The organism is Marinoscillum pacificum, assembly GCF_024714495.1.
In the GTDB taxonomy this organism is placed as follows: Bacteria; Bacteroidota; Bacteroidia; order Cytophagales; family Cyclobacteriaceae; genus Marinoscillum; species Marinoscillum pacificum.
Genome location: NZ_JAMZMJ010000003.1, coordinates 174,630 through 196,822 on the forward strand (window position 1 = coordinate 174,630; position 22,193 = coordinate 196,822).

Here is a 22,193-nt window from a genome sequence, read left to right on the forward strand (position 1 = left end):
ATCCTACAATTAGGGTGCTTCATTACATTATTCTTGTTGGAGATAATTTCATCAAGGACAGAGATTGTATTTATGATGGAATTTTAAACTCTACGACTAGATCCTCCGGATTACAAATTCGAAGGAGTGGGGTAAAACGGATCGGGGAGGGAGTCGGATTTTATTAAGCTTTTAGCTTTTAGGTTTTGTGTTTTAGGTTGTTGGGTGTTGGATGCTAGATGCTGTGTGAATCTTTGCTAACCTCAGAGAGAAGGAGAAAGATGAGGGTTTAGGAGCTTCACTGAACGGAAATAGTTTTGCGTGCTTTGTCAGTAGGGTTAGCCAGACAGGTATCAATCATTGAATCAGTGATTTCTTCGAAATCAGACTTCATATTTTCTCTGCTCATGCCTTTATCTAGCCAGAAAGGGAAGTCATTTAATGCATTGATACTCCAATAGGAGAGGAAAATGAATCTAACTTAATGGCCTACTAAGAATTAATGCTTTAACTGTTTTCCTAGTCTGAAATTATGCCTTTCTAATACAATACGTTTAAGGAGACCAATTTGACCGCAGTGATACATGGTGTGCTTGTTATTCCAGTCTAGTGCTTCTAGTTTGTTTTTAGCAATTGGATGAGGTTTGTCAAGTGATTCAAGTGGTTTGTACAATTCATCTGAATTTAATTGACCTATCAGTTTCAAAGAGCTAGCCTGAACCACTTTTAAATGCTCGAACAAAACAGCTGGATCGTGTTTGTCAATGGTGGAGGTTGGTGAATTGGTATTATACAATGCATCGTAATCCTTCATCGGTAATTGCTCCAAAAGACCTTTCTGATGCCCATTAATCACCATGATGGCATAGAAGTAATGACTTAAAATCAAATGGCCTGTTTGCCAGGCTAGTGTAGATTCAATGATATCAGGACAAGTATGCCATAACTCTAGAGGAATGGTTTCGAGTAATTCATTGGTCCATTCGTAAGCATCCGTAGTTTGGGAGGTGATTAGTGCTACATCGTCCATTCGCTTGAATTTTAAGTGGAGTATCAACTATTTAAAGATAGTCCAAATAACGATTTGTGGTTTTTGAAAATCTAAGGAATCAATTAATAATTTTTTCGTACAGCAGAGAGAAGGAGAAAGGAAGTAAAGATTCCCCTTGAATCACCTTTTGCTTATAAAAAAATAGTGTTTTGACATGTGATTCGGGGAATTTTGTTAGCATGGTAGTGACATACTTACAGGAATGAAGGTTCACTAAAACCCGCTTGGCACACTCACTTCCACTTCTTCATGGGTAATAGGATGCTCGAATTTGAGGTAAGCGGCATGTAGGTAGAGGCGCTCACCTCGGGTGCCATACAGATCATCTCCTACAATGGGTGTATTGAGACCTGAGGCATGGGCGGCATGTACACGTAATTGATGCGTGCGGCCGGTGATCGGGTAGAAGTTAACAAGTGTCTTGCCGTCTATTTCCTTTACTTTTTTCCATTTGGTGCGGCCAGGTTTGCCATGCTCATAGCACACCAGCTGTCTTGGTCGGTTGTCCAGATCTACACGAAGGGGTAAGTTGATCTCTCCTGAGTCAGCTTCCAAGGTACCGTCCAGCAGAGCTTCATAGCGTTTGGTGATGGTTCGCTTCAAAAACTGTGACTGAAGTATCTTATGTACGCTTTTGGTCTTCGCAACTAGCAGCAATCCAGACGTGGACATGTCCAGACGGTGAACGAGCAATGGTCCCGTAGCACTTGGATAGCGTGCTTCCATGCGCGTATAGACAGAGTCATAAACTTCTTTGCCGGGCACACTCAGGAACTCGGCTGGCTTATTGACTACCACCAGGTATTCGTCTTCATACACCACAGGGATGGTCGCCACGTCTTTTGGGCTCTTCATCATTGGGTTGTCTTCCACATTGAGTCCTTGCAACATGTGGCCAAGTATTGGTTCGCACTTGCTGCGGCATGCCGGATAGAAGTACTTATGCGTCCTTACTTCAGATCGAGGTGATTCGCCCCACCAAAACTCACCCATTGCGATAGGCATGAGGTTGTTTTTGAAAGCAAACTGTAACAATCGAGGTGCGGAACAGTCACCAGATCCTGCCGGAGGTTTTACTTCTTCACGTTCTTCAAAGATGGATAGCAAACTTCGAGTCTCTCCATTGGCATTGAGAAAGGTGTAATCACCAAAAATTCGTCGCTGGAGATTGACAGATCGTGATGCTCGTTCTTCTTTTAATTGCTCTAGTTTCGAGGTGAAGACTTCCAAATTGGCTTCCGCTTCTTTCAGTTTGTAATCCCAGTATGTCTTGCAGTCTTTGAGGTTGAACTGTTCTTTGATGCTTTCCTGAGAGAGTTGTTCGTTGAGTGCTGCTTGTTCCTCTGGCGTGTTGTGAGGCTCTGCCTCTTTCCGAATCTGTTTGCGCTTGGCCTTGGTTGTTTTGATCTCACTTTTCAGGCGCTGTACATCTGCTTCTGCTTGTTGCTTTTGCTGTGCAAGGAAAGCTTTGGCTTTTGCAAATTCAGCAGAGTTCTCTAAAGCTTCAATTTCGTTGGTTAGTGCACTAAGCACTTTTTCACCTTCTTTGAAATAGCCTGCATCCTCCAGAATGTCAAAGACAGGCGGGACAAATCCGTTATGATGTGTTTCGTTGGCCAACTGACCTGAGAAAGCAGCCAGGAAACCCAACTCACCTTCCTGATCCTTCACTACCAATACCCCAAACATCTTCCCGATGGCCATTCCTTTTTGCTCAGGATTTAAGCCAAAGTTGTGATTAAACGAACGAGTAGAAAGGTCTTCCTGCAGTTGCTCCGCCGCTAACAGTACGAGCGGATGAGGCTCATAGTAAAATGGAAATGTGAATTGCTCTGGCAACTCGATCCCTTCTACAGAGGCATTAAACTTTCGGATGTATTGGTTCATTTCCATTTCGCAGCGCAAAGTTCTGCTTTATGGTGGAGAGATGGAAAGGATCTTTATTTAAAGTTCTTATATTTCTCCCCTCTTGAGAGGGGATCAAGGGGTGTGTGAATGGTGTACTACGTCTTTTTTATTGTTTCTCAAACTCTTCAATATAGATTTCAATCGTTCGGAGCACATTGTTAATGTCTTTCATGACGTCTTCATCTGTGAAGCGTAAGACAGTAAGGCCAAGAGATTCTAATTCGTCTTGTTTGATTTTGTCTTTGGCTATGACTTCCTCAAACTGATGGGTGTACCCATCCAACTCGATAACCAGTTTTAATTCATGGCAAAAGAAGTCGGCGATGAAATTGAGTAAGGGCTTTTGTCTGTGAAAATCATAACCCATCATTTGTTTGCCTTTGAGATATCTCCATAGTCGTATTTCAGATTTTGTGATGTTGTTCCGAAGTTGTCTGGCTAGCTCTTTTAATTTTGGGTTATACGGAATGATTTTTCTTCTCACATTATGGAAAATAATGTGTTTAGGTGAATAATCAAAGTGGTTTAACACACCCCCAACCCCTCTCAAGAGGGGATATATAGGTGTGTCAAAACCTATACTTTACCTTAACTCCTGTATAAAAACTCCTTGGATTGCCAGGGTAGTAATAGCGCGGTGCGGCGCCACCGAAACCAGTGGCATTGATGAGGATCATTGACGCATAGTGCGTGTCCGTCAGATTATCTGCTCCCAGGTAAAGGTCAACTTCCAACTGCTTGATTGGGAGCAAATAGCCGATTCTTGAACGTAGCAGAAAGTAACCCGATGAATAAAGACTGTTAGCGTCATCCATTGGCATTTCGCCGGTGTAGTTGGCGTTGATGTTGCCGTAAAATCCTTTTGAAGACATGAGTTCAAATCCGCCATTGATAATCCATTGTGGAACGCCGGTTAGCTGGTTACCATCATAACTGTTTCCATCATTGATAAACTCTCCAAACTCATAGTGCATCCACGAGCCTGAAAAGAAGGTGTTGAATTGATAATTTTGGTTTATATCCAGGGTATAGTTCATCAGTAGATCTACACCAAAGTGGTTGTTGACTCCTGCATTGACTCCTACATACGCATCTTCAGCTGTTCGTTGAGCTACTAGCAGGTTTTTGATTTCCATGTAGTAGCCAACTAGATCATATCGAAAACCGCCTTTTTGGCCTCTTGTGCCGAGTTCATAGTTCCAGCCACTTTCCGGTTTGATGTTCGGATTGATTTGTCCATCAGGATACAGCGTTTCTTCCAGGCTAGGTGGTGAGAATCCATGGCTAATGTTTCCAAATAAGGAGAAAAGCTCTTTTTGATAGTTGATGCCAAGTTTTGGAGATAGTACTGGATCGAATGAATAAGCCCCAGAGTTGTTGTTTCCGTTGGTCCAATACTTGGTGATCAAATCATAGGCGGTATGGTTATAATTGAGTCCTGCCGATACAGAAATAGTGTTCGTTAATGCATAATTGGACTCGAAAAATACATTTTGATATGTTCTGGTTTCTTGATTTTCAGAAAGCAAAGCACCTTCTACACTTCCGTTGCTATCAGCAGTGTAGTTGTTTTCAAATGTTGACCATTGGTATTTATCTCTGAAGAGTTCAGTACCGACATGTAGTTTGAAAACTTCCCATTCTTTGGAATAGACAGCTCTGCTTCCAATTGTTTGAGTGTTTTCTGTTAAAATATTGAATGGTCTGGGCTCATAGGCGTCTCTGTACTTACCAAATATGCTGACTTTTAGGTCTGAACTGTTGTCAAATTGTTGGTTCAAAGTGATTCCTAAAAGCCCCTTATTGTACTGTTCATAACCTTGAGCCTGTCCCCAAGTGAAGGCAGCTTTCTCTGGAGCATTGAGGTAATCGTCTTCATTGATGGAGCTTGGAATGTATGCTTTCAGCCAGGTATACTGAGCAAGTGTAGAAATGGAGGTTTTCTCGCTGATTTGTGTTCGAGCGGTGATTCCCGCTTGCTTGCGGTTATAGTTACTATTGTCTCTAAATCCCTCACTTAACAAGTCGGTCAACCCAATGGTGATTTGGTTTTTGCCATCGTTGTGATCTGCTCTGATCGAAAAACGTGACATTCCAAATGAACCGACCGTTTGGCTTACGCTCAATGATGTTTGCAAGGGTTCAGGCCTGTGACTGAACAATCTAACGACTCCACCTAACCCTGCTCCATAGGTACTGGAATTTGGACCTTTGATGATCTCCATTCGGTCAATGAAATTCTGATCGATATCTTCAATCGTCGAATTGCCACTTCCATCTGTTAATGGGATTTCATCATAGTAAGCTTTCACCTTGTTGGTGCCGTAAAGACTTCTGGAGCCTATGCCTCTGATCGTTAGTCGATTGGTGTTTAATGTCCCCGATTGCATCAAAATACCTGGTGTTCTATTGATGGCTGATGTAGTGGTGAATGGAGCATCTCGCTGCAATAGTTTCGTGTCTATTACACCAATACTGGTGGGGGAGGTGTAGATGCTTTGATTGGTCGCACCAGCAGAAACAATCACGGTACCTAATTCTGTTGAAGATGGTTTAAGACCAATAATTGATCCACTCTTTTTGAGCGTAACGATGATTTCCTCATACCCTAAATAGCGGATTTGAATATCCATTGGAAGAGTAGCGTTCAGACCGAACCTTCCTGATTCGTTGGTGATAGTGGTGTCGAAAGAACTCATTATTACTGCTCCGACTAATGCTTCGTTATTGCTGTGATCGACTACAGTTCCAGAAACGGATTGAGCTTCAACAACGAGTGAACAAAACAGAGCGAAACTGGAAAGGTAAAAATACCTGATCATGCGATGGTTTTTATTTGCAATGAAGAACCAAATACTTAAGTATTTGTTGTTAATGCGAAAATATGCTTTCGTTCATTCAAAAGCAGTTAATTTTATGTCCAATAATCTTAAAAAGCATACACAAATGAATACATTAAAATCATTAGCGATACTCGGAATCATCGTCTTTTTGTCGTCATGTGGTGGTGGAAGTAGCTCCACTGAGTCAACAGAAGCTCCAAAAGAGGAGGCTCAGCCTGCTGCAGAAGTAGTGGCGGTTTCAGATTCTATTTCTTTGGAAATCGAAGCAAATGACCAGATGCAGTTCAATAAAGAAGAACTGAAAGTGACGGCAGGTCAAGTGGTTACTTTGACTTTGAAGCATACAGGTAAAATGCCGAAAGAAGCAATGGGTCACAACTGGGTGTTGTTGGCTAGCGGTACTGATGTAGCTACGTTCGGAACATCTGCTGTTTCTGCGGCTTCTAGTGGTTATGTTCCACAAGATAAGTTGGATCAGGTGATTGCTTACACTAAGGTAATTGGTGGTGGTGAAGAGGTTTCGATCACTTTCGAAGCACCTAAAGCAGGCTATTACAAGTTCCTTTGTAGTTTCCCTGGTCACTGGGGCGTAATGCAAGGTGATTTTGTAGTGTCTCCGAAATAAGGAATAGAAATATTAGATTCTGATTAATAGAATTTGGATAAGGAATAGGCTCTATCGTTAAGTTGGAGCCTATTTTATTTGCGTTTGAGTGCAATCAATCCCATGATAGGTCCTATGGCCAGAAGCATATAAATTGCCGGACTGTCTGATATCAAAATCAGTGAATTCAGTAATTGAATACTAAAAATGGTGATCAGGAATCCTATTGAGTTCACAATAGTTAAAGCGGTTCCTTTGTTCTCGGTAGGTGCATTTTGAGCGACCAGTGTGGAGAAAAGAGGAGAATCCATGATTACTGCAATACCCCATACAAATAGGAATATTAAAATTAATTGATCTGAATTGGTGTTTAAAATCCATCCAGACAAAAGGCAACAAATAGCTGAAGTAGACAATGCAATAAAAGCGATTTTTTTGGCTCCAAATTGTTGAGATAAATAGCCTCCGGCTATACACGATAGTGTTCCAATACCAATGATTGCAAAGGACCAAAGTGAAACATTATATCCGTCTAAATAAGAGAGGATAATGACAGGTACAAACGCCCAAAAGGTGTATAGTTCCCACATGTGCCCGAAGTAGCCAAACGCCGGTGATCTAAATTCTTTCTTAGAAAAAACACGAAGTAATACTCTCGGATCAAATTTAGAAGCCGTCTGACGATGAGGACCATCACCCATAATAACGACCAATAACCCTCCTGTTAAGGCCAATCCTGAAGTGATCATTAAGACTCCTTGCCATGATAGATTGAGATGGAAACCTTTTAAGATATGTGGGAAAGCGGTACCAAGTACCAATGCGCCTACAAGAAATCCAAGCGATTTGCCCAGGCCTTTATTGTAATAGTCTGAAGCTATTTTCATTCCCACAGGGTAAATGCCCGCTAAGCAGATTCCTACAATAAATCGGAAGCCCAATAATGAATACAAATTGTTGAAAGAAATTAATATAGCCAGATTGAATAGTGCTCCAATAATTGCAGAGACGAAGAATACTTTAGAAGGTGCGAATCTATCCGAAATGGTCAAAATTGCGAAAAGCAAGGTGCCAATAATAAATCCCAATTGCACGGAGGAGGTTAAATAGCCCAATGCTGTTTGAGGTAGACTGAAAGCCAGAGTGAGATCATTAAGTATGGCATTGCCGGCAAACCAGAGTGAGGTACAGCCGAACTGACTGAAGACAATAATGGGTAAAACATGTCGGGCGATCTGATCATTTTGGGATTGCATTCTGGAAAGATACTATGCTGTTCCTTATCTTGTCGCCTAACTAGAAAAATCCATGCAATTCCTTCTATTAATTGGTTTAATTGTACTCGGCTTTACACTTGGGCGACTTGGATGGCTCCAACAGCGGCAGGTTGGTTGGGGCAATAAGTACATCATTTACATTGCTCTGCCGGTTGTGGCTCTTGCCAAAATCCCAACCTTAGAAGTTGATCCGGACTTGAGCTTATTTGTGGTCACTCCGATAACTCTATTTATTGGGTCACTTGTGATGTTTCAGCTTATTTTTAGAAGGTTTCTAGAGCCCGATCAGCGGTTGGTATTGTCGCTTACTTCCGGCTTAGGAAATACCTCATTTGTTGGTTTTCCCTTGATTATCTACTACTTCGGTTCTGATTATTTGCCCTATGGTGCGCTGTATGATCAAACTACTTTTCTGCTCATGGCCAGCTTTGGTCAAGCCATGATTGTGAAGAGAGAAGGACTGGATGGTTTCGTTCACACGCTTAAGAAAGTGCTTACTTTTCCCGTTTTTGTGGTTATTGTGATAGCTTTTATGATTCCAGCAGACTCATTTGGAGAACCTGTACTGATGGTTTTTGATTGGGTAATCCAAAGTCTGACCATCGTGGCGATGATCATCGTAGGATTCTTAATTGCAAAATATGTGACGTTTCCATTTCCAAGACTGGTTTGGTTGGGACTTGGTTATAAGCTGATACTGGCTCCAGCAATCGTTTTTTTAGTTATGAAGATGATCAGTATGTCACAAGATCTTGAGCAGGTCAATGTTCTGGAAACAGCGATGGCACCACAGACTTCTATATGTTTGATGCTGTTGGAGCATGAAAAGCTGCCGAGTTTGGTAAGTCAGATTTTGTGCTGGGGAGTGGTTTTGTCTCTGGGCGTATCCTTTTTATGGATGATGTTGTAAAGAAAAAGCCTAAGAAAGCTCATTCCTGAAATCAAGAATGAGCTTTTAGGCCGCCGTAGAAAGTATCTATTAACATATAGTTAATGATGCTGCAATATCAATTTGAATTCTGTAGAAAATCTGGAGAAAGTTCAGAATCACCAGGAAAGCTTTAATTCATGCTGTTCATTTTGGTGATTGTAAGTGATGGTCATGTGATTATGCTCACAAATACGTTGAATCAAAGAGAGTCCTAGTCCAGTTGATTCTCTGTTGTCCGTATTTCGTTTGAATCGTTCGAATAGCTCTTTTGGTGGTACAATAAGCGTGTTTCCCGAATTAGAAATAGTTAACCTGTTCTTTTCTAGTTTGACCTTGATCCAACCATTATTCACGTTGTGCTTAATTGCGTTACTTAGCAAATTATTAATCAAGATGTGAGCTAAATCCTGATTGATCATCACTTTTTGAGAATCGATAAATTCTGTTTGAAGCGTGATGTTTTTAATTTCCATCAACTCCTCAAAAGTTTGAAGTTTAGTTTCTAGAAACTCCTTTAAGCAGAACTCTTGAGCCTCCACGTATTGATTGTTCTCAATCTTGGTCAAAAGTGATAGCCCATCCTTCAGTCGCGACAACCTAGTAGCAGCTTCGTAAATTTTACTTACTTCATTAAGTTGATCTTCTTCTAACGGTTCTTGAAGAAGCATCTCTGCTTTGTTTTTGATTATTGCGAGTGGAGTTTGAATCTCGTGTGAAGTGTTCTCTGTATACTCTTTGAGATTTTTGTAATCGCGAATGCTTTTAGAGATCATTTCTTCCAGAACGTTGCCCAGTTGGTTGAACTCTTCTACATCAGAATCTTCCATTGATAATGGTACTGGATGTGAAATCTTGAAATGCTGTAATTGCGCGATAATGTGATGGAATGGCGACCAAAGCTTCTGGAAAATCAAGCGATTCAAAAGCCCTAATGAAATCATCAACACTATTGCTAAGCCAATCATGATTTCAGTAACTCCCTGAATCAAATCTAAATTGGGTAGGAGAGATTTGGAAATGGAGATGATGTAGTGCTTTCCGTTGATCTTATCAGAAAAAGTAAGCATCCTAAAGGGTAATTCCTTTTTCTCATACTGATCATACATGATCGTATCCTTGAGCGTAGGAGAGAGCTTTGGATCCGTTGGAGCTTCTTCCAGTTCGATGACATCTCCAATGTTCAAATAATAAGTACGCTGTAGATTCTCGAAGTTTCGGAGTTCATAAACTAATTGCGCTTGCTCAGCATAGAGTTTTTCGTTGAACTCGTGATTGATGATGGACTTTAATACATAATATGCTCCTAGACTACCAATAGTAAATACCAACACCAGAGTGATGAGGTAATAGCGATTGGCAATGTCTAGTAATTTCAATTTTTGGTGAATTTGTAGCCTACTCCATATACCGTTTGTACATAGTCTTCACCTCCTTTTTCCTGAATTTTTTTTCTTAGATTTTTGAGGTGTGAATAGATGAAGTCAAACGAATCTGCCATGTCCATGTTATCACCCCAAAGGTGTTCGGCGATTGATTCTTTAGTGACCACACGATTTTGATTACTTATAAAGAAAATTAGAAGGTCAAATTCTTTTTTGGTCAAAGTAAGGTTCTGATCATTGACAGTTACTGTTCGGTCGTAGGGGCTGACACATATTTCATTGAACACAATTTCGTTTTGCGCATCAAAACTTCTTCGTCGAATCAGAGCTCTTATTCTAGCATTTAATTCAGCCAGATCAAAAGGTTTGGTAATGTAGTCATCCGCACCAATATCTAAACCTTTAATACGGTCTTCGATAGCGTTTTTTGCAGAAATGATAATGATGCCAGATTTGGATTTAATGGACTTTAGGCGTTCAATTACTTCCAAACCATTACCATCCGGCAAAGTGATGTCCACGACCACACAGTCATATTCATACGACCAGGTTTTTTCACTTGCTGAATTAAAGCTGTTGGCCCATTCGCAGTGGTAGCCTGATTTAGTAAGATAAGCAACGATAGATTCTCCCAGTGATTTTTCGTCTTCTACAAGAAGTATGTTCATTGAGGTTATTGTCAGTTAAGCTTTCAAAGAAATGAAATTTTCTTCAATTAGGCACATGAAAATAACTTTGGCAGGCCTGTTTGAGGATAATTGGTTGTTGACCTATTAATTATTAGGGTTCGTCGTAAAATATGTGGAGTTCTCAGATGTATTGATGAACTTCAAACTATAGCAAAGAAATAATAATTGTTCGAATCTATCTCCGCTGTAAAAACCTGTTCTTATAAAAGGACAGGTTTTTTTATATCTCGTTAATTCTTACCTTCTTTTTCTTCACTCTGGAGTTGTCCAGCTTTTTGATTGCTGATTTTACTTGAGATTTTTTGATCGCTACGAACGAGCAATCTTGTTTGATTTCAATCGCCCCAACCTCTTCACTTTTTAATCCTCCTTGTTTCATGAATAGACCTGCTACGTCACCTTTTGAGATTTTGTCTTTTCGTCCACCTGAGATGAACAGAGTAGTCCACTCAGATGGACCAAATTGGTGGTTGCCTGTAGGCTCTTCTGTACTCAGGTTTTCTAAATAATCAGGCACAGTTTCTCCTTTCCATTGGATGACATAAGCTGTTCCACTGCTGTGCATACGAGCTGTTCGGCCGTTTCTGTGCGTAAACTCCTCTTCTCTATGCGGAAGTTGGTAGTGGATAATAAAGGCTAACTCAGGAATATCTAATCCACGGGCAGCAAGATCAGTTGCGAGAAGTAATTGATGCGTTTTGTTTCTAAACTTGACCAATGCTCGCTCTCGATCTATTTGCTCCATGCCTCCATAGTAGTTAGCATGGCTGATATCATACTGATCCAAATGATTACTTACATAATCGATGGTGTCTTTGTAGTTGCAAAAAATGATTCCAGGTTTATTGCCTATGTGCTTCAATAAGGATACAAGTGTGTCCAGTTTGTCTTTCTCAGGAGAAATGACCCTTTTGATAGTTAGCTGATCATTCTTTTCGTGCAGGTAATCAATGTAAGCTGGATTTGGGATCTTCACAAACTTAGGCACATTCACACCTTGAGTTGCCGAAGTAAGAATGGTCTTTTTTACTCTGCCTACAGCCTGAATGATTTCCTTCATTTCATCTTCAAAGCCAACTTCAAGTGATTTGTCAAATTCATCCAGCACTAGAAAAGATACTTTGCTTGCATCCAGTTGATTTCTACGGATTTTATCAGCAATTCGTCCAGGTGTACCAATTAGAATGGCTGGAGTATGTTGTAGATCCTCACGGTCTTTGATGGCAGCTCTACCTCCATAGATGGCATTCACTTTGTAGCCCGAGCCCATTTCTCTAGCTACCTGTTCTATCTGTAGTGCCAATTCTCTAGTGGGTACCAATACCAGTGCCTGAACTTCGGTAAACTCTGGACTTAGTAGTTTTATCACAGGTAATAAGAACGCCAACGTTTTACCAGTGCCAGTAGGAGAAAGCAATATGGTGTGATTGTTTTGCTTGATCACACGAGCAGCTTCTTCCTGCATTGGATTCAATGCGGAGATACCTAGTTTTTGGAGAATTTCTTGTTGACTCTTGATTGTAGACATTGCTGAATTTATAAGAGCGCAAAGGTCAGCAATTTGAATGGAAATACTAGCTTGAAATCTATTTCTGATCTCGTTTCCTAATTTCCTCCATCAGCAAATCGATTTTCTTGTGTAGAGACTCTATTTCATCTTCGATCCCTTCATTGTTGTCCATGACCATTTCATCTACGAAAATGGCATTCATGATGGACATTCCGAAGATACCTCCGGTGATCACTACAAAGAAGAAAAAGATTCGTGTAAAAACTGGCTTTAGTGGCGCGTCATGGATATTGGCAATAATGGTAGTTGGAATATCATTCCACCCTTCTAGGGTGAAGACCTGGAAGATAGAATAAAGTGAAATCGCGGGATCTCCAAACATCTCAGGAGCCTCTTCTCTAAATAAATAACTAGCCAATACAGCAAGGAGAACATTGTAGATCACCAACGCAACAAGTACAAAGACTGAGGCTTTGAATGCACGAGCGATTCCAGATAACATTCTAGACATATTGGGAATGAAACGCATAAAACGAAGCATTCTCATAACTCTTAATAGTCTGAAAACCAGAAGATAAGAGATGTCTGGAATATCGATAACTAAAACAAAAATGGATGGTAGCGAAATTAATACCAGGAAAAAATCAAACTTGTTCCAGTTGTTTTTCCAGTAGTATTTCCATCCACGCATACCAACTTTGATGACTATTTCGAATAGGAAATAGATGGTGAAGGCATGATCCAGCAACGACAGAAATTCATTGTTGTGCAGATGCTCGTATCCCATTATAAATAATAGGATGGAGTTGAGCATGATTGCAGAAGCAACCACTAACTCATTGGTAAAGAGTTTGACAATCCGTGAGATCATCGGCGGTAGATTAAATAATAGGTTGATGATTTGGCTCCCTGAAATTAAAAATAAAATACTTTAATGGCTAGTCTTTTTTAGTGTAAACGAAATATTCATCATATAAGAGCCGAAAAAAAAACCTCCAGATCTGAGACCTGGAGGTTAGCCTTAGTAGTACTGACTACCTAGTAGTCAGAGTCTTGCTGCACCACTTCCCATGCCAATCGCTGTAGGTGGATTCTTAGGTCATCGTGCATATAGTCCAAGTCATTGTAGCCTCTGAGGTCATAAATACCTTTGGCTCCAGATTCGACTAAAAGTTCTTGATAGCGCTCGTTGGTGATTTCCTCAAGAGGGTATTGACTCTCAGAGAAAGCCGAGGAAACCAGGTATCTGTTTGATCCTATAGAAAGCCCTTCTGGAGATTGATTGAATACTGAAGCATATATTACTAATGACAAGAAATAGTGACCTACCGTACTCGCATGGTATTGGTCTTCGTAAAAAATGTAATCTGCCCAAGCCATATTACCGCTCGCTGTAATGCCATTGGTTTCCGCCAGGTCTTCGAATCCAGGTACTGTTCCTGCCTCTATTTCTCTAATTAGCCTAGCCACGGCATAACCTGCGGGGATGAAAACGATATTTGGGCGATTAGCATTTTTAACAAAGTTCTCCCATTTCACCCCTTCAAATTCGATACGATCTGCTAATGGAAGATCTGGAAAACCTTGTCCACTTCCTTGTAGTTGATCTATTTCTTCTACTGTAGGACGAACATAGTTTTGATCGGATGGCCTGGTGGCCCCATCATTTACTTCATTGTATCCCAATGACCATGTTTGGTAATAATAAGTGATTGCATCCGGGTTGCCACAAGTGATAGCATCTGTGTATCGTTGTAATGCATAAGGTGAAGGAATCCAGTCATTATCAGGGTTCAACCAAATAGCTGGCACTTGATAATCAGCAGGAGGGCAGTCTGTTACAGGATCGTTGCTGTCTGCACCATATTCTATGGTATTGTACCACTGGTAATCCCATTGCTCTGTCAACACGAGGAAGTCATAGTTGCTACTCGCGCCATCATCGAATAACGCGGCAATCTCAGACACGTCATATTTACTTTCCAGGCTCAGTCCTCCATGATTGGTAATTTCGGTTATTTCCAGCGTAGTGCCTGTCATAGCTTCATGCGTCATCAGTTTTACATAATCGTCAACAATGAAATTGAAAGCGCTGTGACCTACAAACATGGCATTCAAATCTCCAGTAAGAGTTGGAGTGGTAGTATTTCCAGTTGTATCAATGGGGTTTTGATTATCATTTGGATCTACAGGTTGAGGCTCAGTGATGGTGTCACAACTGCTCAATACTAATGAAAGAATGATGGTGAAATAGGTTGTTGATTTTACTAAGGTTTTCATGTCTAGTTAATTATTGGATGATAAATTTTTTAGTTACTTGTTCCCCGTTTTGATTGATTTTTAGGAGGTAAAGTCCTGGTTCGTAATTAGATACATCGACGATTTTGGTTCTGTACTTTAGGTTTTCTGATAGCATCAGAGCTCCATTCATGCTGTATAGTCGGATGGACGTAGAGCCGTTTAATTCACTTAGGTTAATGTTGAGATAGTCAGATGTTGGATTTGGGAATAAGGTGATTTCGGGTTCACTCATGGAGTTACCGAGTATAGTAGCAGGTGGTGTTGTTCCATTTGCCCAGTCCAAAGCTGCCTGAAACTTATAGCATTCAGAATCTGGTTGATCAAAATACTCTTTCATCCCAAAAGCTTCACCACTTTCGTAGTTGCTGTAGCTGGTGTAATGAACGAACGTACTCCCTCCAAAATCTTCCCATTGCTGGAAGTAATCCATATAGACATCATAGATTTCTTCATCTTTGTTGATGGCTGATACTAGATCTGGATCTACACCAACCCACTCTGTAAAGTGTTGACCCCCTTCATAGGCTACTATCGGTTTGTTGTTAGCAATTGCTACTGCTTGATTCTTATAAAGCTCTGTCCCAGCGTCACTTGTCGGATCAAACAGGTTTTCCATGCATTGATTGACAGCATCCATTATTGCATCCATGCCCTGATCTTGAACAGGTGTCAATGGATCGCCATCGTAATGATTCGAGAAATAGGGTCCTATGGCAATCACATCGATGATATCCATCCTACTTAATCGATTGAGCTCGGTTGCTGCGGTTTCTAATTGCCAGGCATTATCTGTTTGACCGCTCAATACCACTATCAAACGATCGCGCTCATTTTCAAATACACTGATGAAATTGTCTGCCGTAGTTACAACTTCCCTTGCATATTGAGTAGGAGGGTCAAGCTCTGTGCCTTCTATCGTTTCGTATAAGTAGACACAGCCTTCGTAGCCCCATTCCCCACAGTTCCATTGTTCATTGCCCCATTCCATCCAGTAGCTGTGGTTAGAATTCAAAGAGCTACGGATCAATTCTGCCATTTGTAATTCAAAATCGTTTGATGCGCGAGGAGGAACACTCACCCAAAGATCTGCATCTGCTTCATTGGCTAGGGCAATCATCGCTTCATATGGAAGTCCGGGATCTGCTGCGTCTCCTGCGGTCCAGGTAAGCTTGTCCAGATTTACTCTCTCAGACCATTCAGACATTGGAGAATACATACCAGCGCCCCAGGCGAAACGTACCAATTCGAAATTGGCAAAGTAGTCTACATAATGATCCGTCCAATAGCCTGAATTTTCGTCATAACCAGGTAAGTACAGTCTAAGATTTCGTACATGGTCTGTACTACTTGTTCTGGTCAATGTTAAGATGATACCTGCTTCACAGCTACTGGAGATTGTAATGGTCTGAGTTTTCTCACTAGATTCTTCAAACTCATAGAATCCATCACAAGTTTGCACTGTCATGGCGCCTTCGCCTTCCCACATGAGGGTGTAATCTCCTGTAGGATAGGCGGTGGTTTCAAGGAAGATGTACAAGGCTGCTCCATTTTCGTTGGTGATGGAAGTCGGATAACCGTTTTCATCAACTTGAGTCATTCGCTCTCCATCTTCTCGGAAGCCACTGCTGTGTTTAATCGCATTGGTAAATGGTGCGGCTGTGGTGAAATAGGTGAAGTCTCCCCAAAAGACATTTAACCCGTCGTGAGGTAAATTAGTAGTGTTTCCCTGTGCCCCAACTTTCAAAATTGAAGCGATGAAAATCAAACTAAGTAAGTAGCAATAGATCTGTTTCATGTTTGTAATGATTGGATTTGCTACTACATACTGTAGCTTCCAAATCACCCTACCATGAAAGTGGAAAAAATCTAAATTTTTATTCGAAGGCTCAAGTTTGGCGTAATGCTATAGAGTAAATAGTCGTTTTCTATTATTTCAGGAGTGTTTTCATCATCTGAGATGATGTACCTTCTATCGAAAGTGTTTTTATAATTAGTTAGGTTCAATAAGGAGAAACCTATATCGGTACGAAACTTATTGGAGCGGTGAACAAAGTGATACCAGCAGCTAAAGTCTAGCCTATTGTAAGTGGGTAGACGACTTGAATTGACCTGATCGTAAACGAGTTCCAAATAGGTAGTGCCTTCATCTGATTGATGTTTTTCTGTTGCAAGGGCTTTGGTGTAAGGACGACCTGATCGAATAGTGTAACCCAATGATAGTTCCCAGCTGTTTTTCTCATAAGTAGTAACCAGCTGTAACCAATGCGGAATATTGTATTGAGAATTGATCTCTTTCAGGTCTGCTTCCCTAATCTCAGAAGAGGAATACTGATAAGTATAGCTTATCCAGGTGTTCCAATTTTTCCATTGTCTTTTGACCAATAAGTCCAAGCCGTAGATTTGTTCTTCGCCATCGAAGTAGGGGTCTAATAATAAACTGATTTTTCTGGCATCCAGTCCAGTGACTCGTTTGGAATACATTTCCATATCGATCAACCAAATCCGGTTACTGAAAACACCACCCAGATTTATTTGGTTGTTTTGGATCATACTAAACCGTTCTTCAGTGTCTCCAAGCATCCAGAATTGTTCTGGGGTATTGGATAAGGTAAAGTCAATCTCATCTGCTCCAGTCAGGAATTGATGATAGATTCCTGCTGAGGTCTTTAATAACAGATTATTTGTTAGTTGGTAACTAAGTTTTGCTTGAGGTGCAAAATAAAAATTCTGGTCATTGGATAAAGTTGATACTCGTTGACCGAAAGATGTTTTCCATTTTTCCCCGAATACTCCAGACCATTCACTAAAGAATGATGTGACAGCTGCATTAGCTACTTGCTCATTTTCATACACTTCTGTCTCATTTTCTATCATGTCTTCACTATATGTCTTCAATCGTGTTGTATACCAATTTTGTTGCAAGCCAATGTCAAAATGATGTTTTTCGTTGATGTGAAAAGTTTGCGTTAGTCTGAGTTCGTTGTTGGTTAAATCGTTTCGTCGGGTTTCTAAATATTGGTAGTTATTGAAGGACTCTGAGATGATGTTCGTGTATTCTTGTTCGTAATTGGTTCTGGTAAATTCCAGTGTTGAGGAGGAGTGGCTCGTCCATAAATGTTTCCATGAACCACCAAAACCCTTGTTCCTGGTATTATTTAGTTGATTTGTTTCTCCGATTTCTTCTTCGTCTTTACTGTTAAAATCGAGTCGGCCATTGGAGAATAAATAGCTCAGTTGGAAGTGATCCTTCGGAGTGAAGTCGACATCCCAGGCGGCATTGTAATCAGCGAAGCTGATGTGGCTATTGTAATCAAATCCGTCATTCAGCTGGGTTTGATAGAGCGCTGTGGTACTTCCATCAAAGATTTTACTGGTCATGGCGTCAAAGGTAGGAGTGACCAACAAGTCGTTGTAGGACCTGCGGGCAGCAATCATTACTTGTCCTAGAGACTTTGGCAATTGACTCCCCACAAAGACATCTGCATGCGTCATATTGAAATTGGCTTCGGCCATCAATTGATTGTCCGGCTTTCTGGATTTAGCCAGAAACAGTCCAGAAGCAGCTCCTCCATATTGAACAGGTACATAGCTTTTGTAGATATCCAAAGAACTGACTGAGGCAGGAATGAAGGTGGAAATGTTGCCGAAATAGTGAGCGGGGTTATAAATGGGAATGTTGTTCCAATAATAGAATGTTTGGTCTCGGGAAGCTCCGCGAACATGAATTCCCGATGCTGACTCATCGTTGGATTGGATACCGGGTAATAATTGTGCAGAAAGCAATACATCTTGTTCCGCTAATCCTGGAAGAACCTGCAATTCTTGTGGATTAATGGAAATCTTGCTGGCATCTGCGTTAGTAGCTATTCCCTTATTTAGATATTCGATCACTATCTCGGAAAGTTCTCTTACTGACAGTTTTAGGAAAACTTTGATGGTGTCTTGATATCCCACCGTGGATAAATCAACCACCTGTGATTGATAACCAACAAAAGACACTATTAAACTGGATCGATATGGATCTGATAAGGTCAATCGTGTCAAACCATCTTGATTGGTAATAGTTCCTGTGCTGGTATTCTGAATTTCTATCGTTGAAAATGGTAATGGGGTATTATTAGCATCATAGGTTTGGATGTAAAACTGATTGATTTTTTTGATGAGGTAGAAATTGTCTTTGACTTGTTCAGCTGATAGAAAGAAAGGTTGAAGAATTTCTTTTAGCACAACATCCATGGAAGACTCATGAATAGCTAGCTGAAGGCTCCTGGTTGGTAAATCTTGTGAATTGTAAGAGAAATGTGTCCCTGTTTGTTGTTCAATTAGTGTAATGACTTCTTTTAATCCAATGCTGTCAGAAGTAATGCTGATCGGATTTGACTGAGCAAAGGAAGTCCAGCAAAGAACAATGAGTAGATTAAAACAAACAAGTTTATGCACTGACAACAATTCGTATTCGATCAGTGATCAAAATTAAGAATTAGTGCGTTTGGTTCAAGTTTTAATCGTCCAATGTTAGCACCTGTAGGTTCGAATCATAGCTATACTCGATATCTAATGGTTCTAATACTAATTTGATAGCTACTTCTACATCATCATGAGGGAACGACCCAGTGTATTTCAAATCAGGTACTTCCTTTGCCACCACCTTAATTTTGTAAACACATTGAAGTTCATCTAAGGCTTCCTTCAAGGTGACGTCTTTCAAGGTTGAAATTCCATTTTGCCAGCTAGGTACTGATAGCGTATGAGTGCCTTTGTCGATAACAGCATCTTCTTCAATAGACAAGAATTCACTTGCTCTGATGTTTTGATCCACGGTATTGGTTTTTACATTAACCAATCCAGTGTAACAGGTAACATCAAGTCGAGAAGATCTTGATTTTACATTGAAACTGGTTCCCAAAACGGCAATTACTCCATTCTCTGCGTTTACTTCAAATCGACTACCCTTTTTTACTTCAAAGAAAGCTTCTCCATCTAGTTCCAATTCGCGATGATTCTGCCAATCACTTTCATCATATGCCAGGTAAGAAGTTGAGTGAAGAGTTACTTTTGAGCTGTCAGGTAGCCAAACAATTTTTTGCTCACCGATGCCCGTAGAAACAGAAGTGCCTGACAGTAAGAAGTAGAAAGTAATGATTAAAGCCACGACGGCAGCTACTGCCACCGTCCATACAGGCTGTAGACTTCTTGCTTTACCTTGTTTCGATTGATTAAGAGAGTATTTTACTTTTTCGAAATGAGCTTTAGCATCATAGGGAGGAAGTTTTAGCCCTTTGGATGCGATCAATAAATCCAAGAACTCCCTACCTTCTGGAGATGCTTCAAATTCAGCTCTCTCTTCGTTGGTGAGTTCATTGTTGGCCCATCGGCCTAAAAAAGTATCGTCTTCTTCCCAGATGCTCATTTCAACAATACATACGGTTAGTAAGGAAATACCCTACTTCTTTTAAATGTTTTTACAGATTACTCTTAATTTAATCAATGCCTGACTCATACGCTTCTCCACAGCCTTTACGCTGATCTCCAGCTGCTCTGCGATTTCTTTGTAAGTCCGTCCATCAACACGGTTGAGAAGGAATACTTCTCGCTGACCATCCGGCAATTGGTCTATCGCCTTGCTCAATTGCTGACTTAGTTCCTGATGTCGCAGCTCAAAATCGGGATCCTCTATGTTGTTGAAGTCCGTTTGTAACTCCAGATGCTTCTGTCTTACTTTATCCTTGTCCAGTAGTTTCAGGAATTGATTTTGAGAGACCTTATATAGGTAGGATTTAGCCATTGAGGGCAGCACCTTCAGGCAGTTTTTCCAAAGAATCACAAAAGCTTCTTGTATGATATCTTCAGCATGCTCCAGGTCTCTGAACTTGTAATACAGAAAACTTCTCAGCTCAGGAGCCAGCTTCATGAATAGCTGCTCGAATAAAGATTCTTCACATACGTTATTAGACTCTTTTGGCATTAAGTTGTGAATATATAAATGTCATTGATTAGATCTTTGTTTTTTGATGGTAAAATGATTTGTGATAAAGTCAACAGGGTTGTTTAAATTAATCGTAAAAATTACGTTAATTAAAATTTTAAATTAATTAGCCCAATTACTACTATCCCAAAACATGGAAATGATGATGAGATTACTATACGTTTTTGCTGTTCTTTCAATGTTGATTGGCTGCGGACCACAACTAAAACCGGTCTCTGAACAACGTAATCTCATTCCAGGAGAACTCCCGGATCCATCGATTATAGAAGTTGATGGAACTTATTATCTCACTGGATCTTCCAATGATTGGGGACCAGTCTACCCGATCTATCAATCGACAGATTTGAAGAATTGGAGCATTGTGACTTACGTTTTTGCAGAGCAACCTTCATGGACAATCAATAGTTTTTGGGCACCTGAGCTCTATTATCGAGATGGTAAATTCTATTGTTATTATACCGCCAGACGTACCGATGGTGTATCAGGGATTGGTGTGGCCGTAACTGATGATATTACCAAGGGCTTTGAAGACAAAGGGCAAATCATTGAATGGGGAAGTGAAGCCATTGATGCGTTTGTCTATGAAGATCAGGACAAATTATATATCACCTGGAAAGCTTATGGCTTAAACCCAGATAAGCCAATTACTATATTAGGTTCTGAGTTGAGTGAAAATGGGTTGTCGTTGAAAGGAGCAGTATTTACCGTGTTAGAAGCTGATGCAGATGGATGGGAGCGAGGCGGAATAGAAGGTCAGTGCATTGTGAAAAAGGGAGATTATCTATATATGCTCTATTCTGGAAATGCTTGTTGTGGTAGTGGATGTGATTACATGGTAGGAGTGGCCAGGTCTAAGAGTATATTAGGTCCATGGGAAAAGTACGTTTCCAATCCATTGTTGAAAGGTAATGCTCAATGGAAATGTCCAGGACATGGTACTGCTGTTGAGGTAAATGAAAATTGGCAATACGTGTATCATGCTTACAGTTCAGAAGGTTTTCCAAACATGGGACGTACCAATTTGATCAGTCAGATCAACTGGGACTCCAGTTCTGAATGGCCATATGTTGATATTCCCAATGATTCGACTGAAGTCAAGTTAGTAACCACTGATTTTAAGGATGTGTTTGATGGTGAATCGATAAATTATAGGTGGAGATATGATATTCCTAACAATCACTTCACGGCTAGTTTGGATTCAGGAAAATTACGATTATCTGAAACCGGTGAAGGAAACAATCCTTCAGGGGCAAGTTTAGTGATAGATCCTCAGGTTGCTGATTTTACCATGCAGACGACCATCAGTCAGCAGAATAATTCTTTAAAAGGATTGATTCTTTATGTGACCAAATCGAACAATCTTGGATTTGGAGTTGCTGGCGATAGTTTGGTTGTTTGGAAAGTGAAAGATGGAGAGTTTTATGAGCTTGAGAAGATTGCTGTCAAGTCTGTTAACAAAATAGATTTGAAAGCGGATGTTGTTGATGCACAGGAGATTATGTTTTCATATAAACTTGATAATGACGAATGGAAAACTATAAAAACTGCTGTCTCTGGAGATAATCTTGCCTGGTGGTCCTGGGGAACGAAAGCAGGGTTATTTGTCAAAGGAGCCGCTCACAATGGAGAAGGTGCTTTTGATGAGTTCAGCATTTCTTATCACTGATACAGGTGCGCTTAAAAAAGTATTTGAAATAAAAGGATTGGTATGCTTTTGGTCTTTCATCCTATG

The 22,193-nt window shown here is 40.5% G+C and carries 17 protein-coding genes; 3 read left to right on the plus strand and 14 right to left on the minus strand.

Annotated elements, in window-relative coordinates; translation table 11 throughout:
* Positions 1-478 precede the first annotated feature (478 nt).
* From NXS00_RS10075 to NXS00_RS10090, 4 genes are all read right to left on the minus strand, one after another.
* Positions 479-1,009 carry a DinB family protein gene (locus NXS00_RS10075; RefSeq protein WP_258099061.1) on the minus strand — a complete coding sequence of 177 codons (531 nt, stop codon included), beginning with the start codon at positions 1,007-1,009 and terminating at the stop codon, positions 479-481.
* Positions 1,010-1,243: 234 nt separating this feature from the next.
* Complete coding sequence (locus tag NXS00_RS10080; RefSeq protein WP_258099062.1) at positions 1,244-2,923, minus strand: RluA family pseudouridine synthase; 1,680 nt, start codon at positions 2,921-2,923, stop codon at positions 1,244-1,246.
* A gap of 121 nt (positions 2,924-3,044) precedes the next feature.
* Positions 3,045-3,422 (minus strand): endonuclease domain-containing protein, encoded by a 378-nt coding sequence (locus NXS00_RS10085; protein WP_258099063.1) that lies wholly within the window; start codon positions 3,420-3,422, stop codon positions 3,045-3,047.
* Positions 3,423-3,507: 85 nt separating this feature from the next.
* On the minus strand, positions 3,508-5,760 hold the full coding sequence (locus tag NXS00_RS10090; RefSeq protein WP_258099064.1) for a TonB-dependent receptor domain-containing protein: 2,253 nt from the start codon (positions 5,758-5,760) through the stop codon (positions 3,508-3,510).
* Between the two features lie 124 nt (positions 5,761-5,884).
* Here NXS00_RS10090 and azu point away from each other — a divergent pair, with 124 nt between their 5' ends.
* Entirely contained in the window at positions 5,885-6,406 is a 522-nt protein-coding gene (gene azu / locus NXS00_RS10095) for an azurin (RefSeq protein WP_258099065.1), read from the plus strand.
* A 74-nt stretch (positions 6,407-6,480) separates the two neighbouring features.
* Here the strand turns inward: azu and NXS00_RS10100 are convergent, their stop codons facing one another.
* The gene (locus NXS00_RS10100; protein WP_258099066.1) at positions 6,481-7,641 is read right to left on the minus strand and encodes an MFS transporter; all 1,161 of its coding nucleotides are present in this window, start codon (positions 7,639-7,641) and stop codon (positions 6,481-6,483) included.
* Between the two features lie 52 nt (positions 7,642-7,693).
* Here NXS00_RS10100 and NXS00_RS10105 point away from each other — a divergent pair, with 52 nt between their 5' ends.
* Positions 7,694-8,572 carry an AEC family transporter gene (locus NXS00_RS10105; RefSeq protein ID WP_258099067.1) on the plus strand — a complete coding sequence of 293 codons (879 nt, stop codon included), beginning with the start codon at positions 7,694-7,696 and terminating at the stop codon, positions 8,570-8,572.
* A gap of 137 nt (positions 8,573-8,709) precedes the next feature.
* Here the strand turns inward: NXS00_RS10105 and NXS00_RS10110 are convergent, their stop codons facing one another.
* The 9 genes from NXS00_RS10110 to NXS00_RS10150 form a co-directional block, all read right to left on the minus strand.
* Positions 8,710-9,969, minus strand: coding sequence for a sensor histidine kinase (locus tag NXS00_RS10110; protein WP_258099068.1), 1,260 nt, complete (start codon positions 9,967-9,969; stop codon positions 8,710-8,712).
* On the minus strand, positions 9,966-10,643 hold the full coding sequence (locus NXS00_RS10115; RefSeq protein WP_258099069.1) for a response regulator transcription factor: 678 nt from the start codon (positions 10,641-10,643) through the stop codon (positions 9,966-9,968). Before NXS00_RS10115 ends, NXS00_RS10110 begins: the two co-directional genes overlap by 4 nt.
* Before the next feature lie 241 nt (positions 10,644-10,884).
* On the minus strand, positions 10,885-12,192 hold the full coding sequence (locus NXS00_RS10120) for a DEAD/DEAH box helicase (RefSeq protein ID WP_258099070.1): 1,308 nt from the start codon (positions 12,190-12,192) through the stop codon (positions 10,885-10,887).
* 58 nt (positions 12,193-12,250) lie between these two features.
* Complete coding sequence (locus NXS00_RS10125; protein ID WP_258099071.1) at positions 12,251-13,045, minus strand: ion transporter; 795 nt, start codon at positions 13,043-13,045, stop codon at positions 12,251-12,253.
* 167 nt (positions 13,046-13,212) lie between these two features.
* On the minus strand, positions 13,213-14,454 hold the full coding sequence (locus NXS00_RS10130; protein ID WP_258099072.1) for a hypothetical protein: 1,242 nt from the start codon (positions 14,452-14,454) through the stop codon (positions 13,213-13,215).
* Between the two features lie 10 nt (positions 14,455-14,464).
* Positions 14,465-16,270, minus strand: a complete 1,806-nt coding sequence (locus NXS00_RS10135; RefSeq protein WP_258099073.1) for a T9SS type A sorting domain-containing protein — start codon at positions 16,268-16,270, stop codon at positions 14,465-14,467.
* A gap of 71 nt (positions 16,271-16,341) precedes the next feature.
* Complete coding sequence (locus NXS00_RS10140; RefSeq protein ID WP_258099074.1) at positions 16,342-18,915, minus strand: TonB-dependent receptor; 2,574 nt, start codon at positions 18,913-18,915, stop codon at positions 16,342-16,344.
* Positions 18,916-18,976: 61 nt separating this feature from the next.
* The gene (locus NXS00_RS10145) at positions 18,977-19,885 is read right to left on the minus strand and encodes a FecR family protein (protein ID WP_258099075.1); all 909 of its coding nucleotides are present in this window, start codon (positions 19,883-19,885) and stop codon (positions 18,977-18,979) included.
* Between the two features lie 42 nt (positions 19,886-19,927).
* Positions 19,928-20,440: an RNA polymerase sigma factor gene (locus NXS00_RS10150; protein ID WP_258099076.1), complete on the minus strand. Its 513-nt coding sequence runs from the start codon at positions 20,438-20,440 to the stop codon at positions 19,928-19,930.
* 160 nt (positions 20,441-20,600) lie between these two features.
* Here NXS00_RS10150 and NXS00_RS10155 point away from each other — a divergent pair, with 160 nt between their 5' ends.
* On the plus strand, positions 20,601-22,127 hold the full coding sequence (locus NXS00_RS10155) for a family 43 glycosylhydrolase (RefSeq protein ID WP_258099077.1): 1,527 nt from the start codon (positions 20,601-20,603) through the stop codon (positions 22,125-22,127).
* The last annotated feature ends 66 nt before the right edge of the window (positions 22,128-22,193 follow it).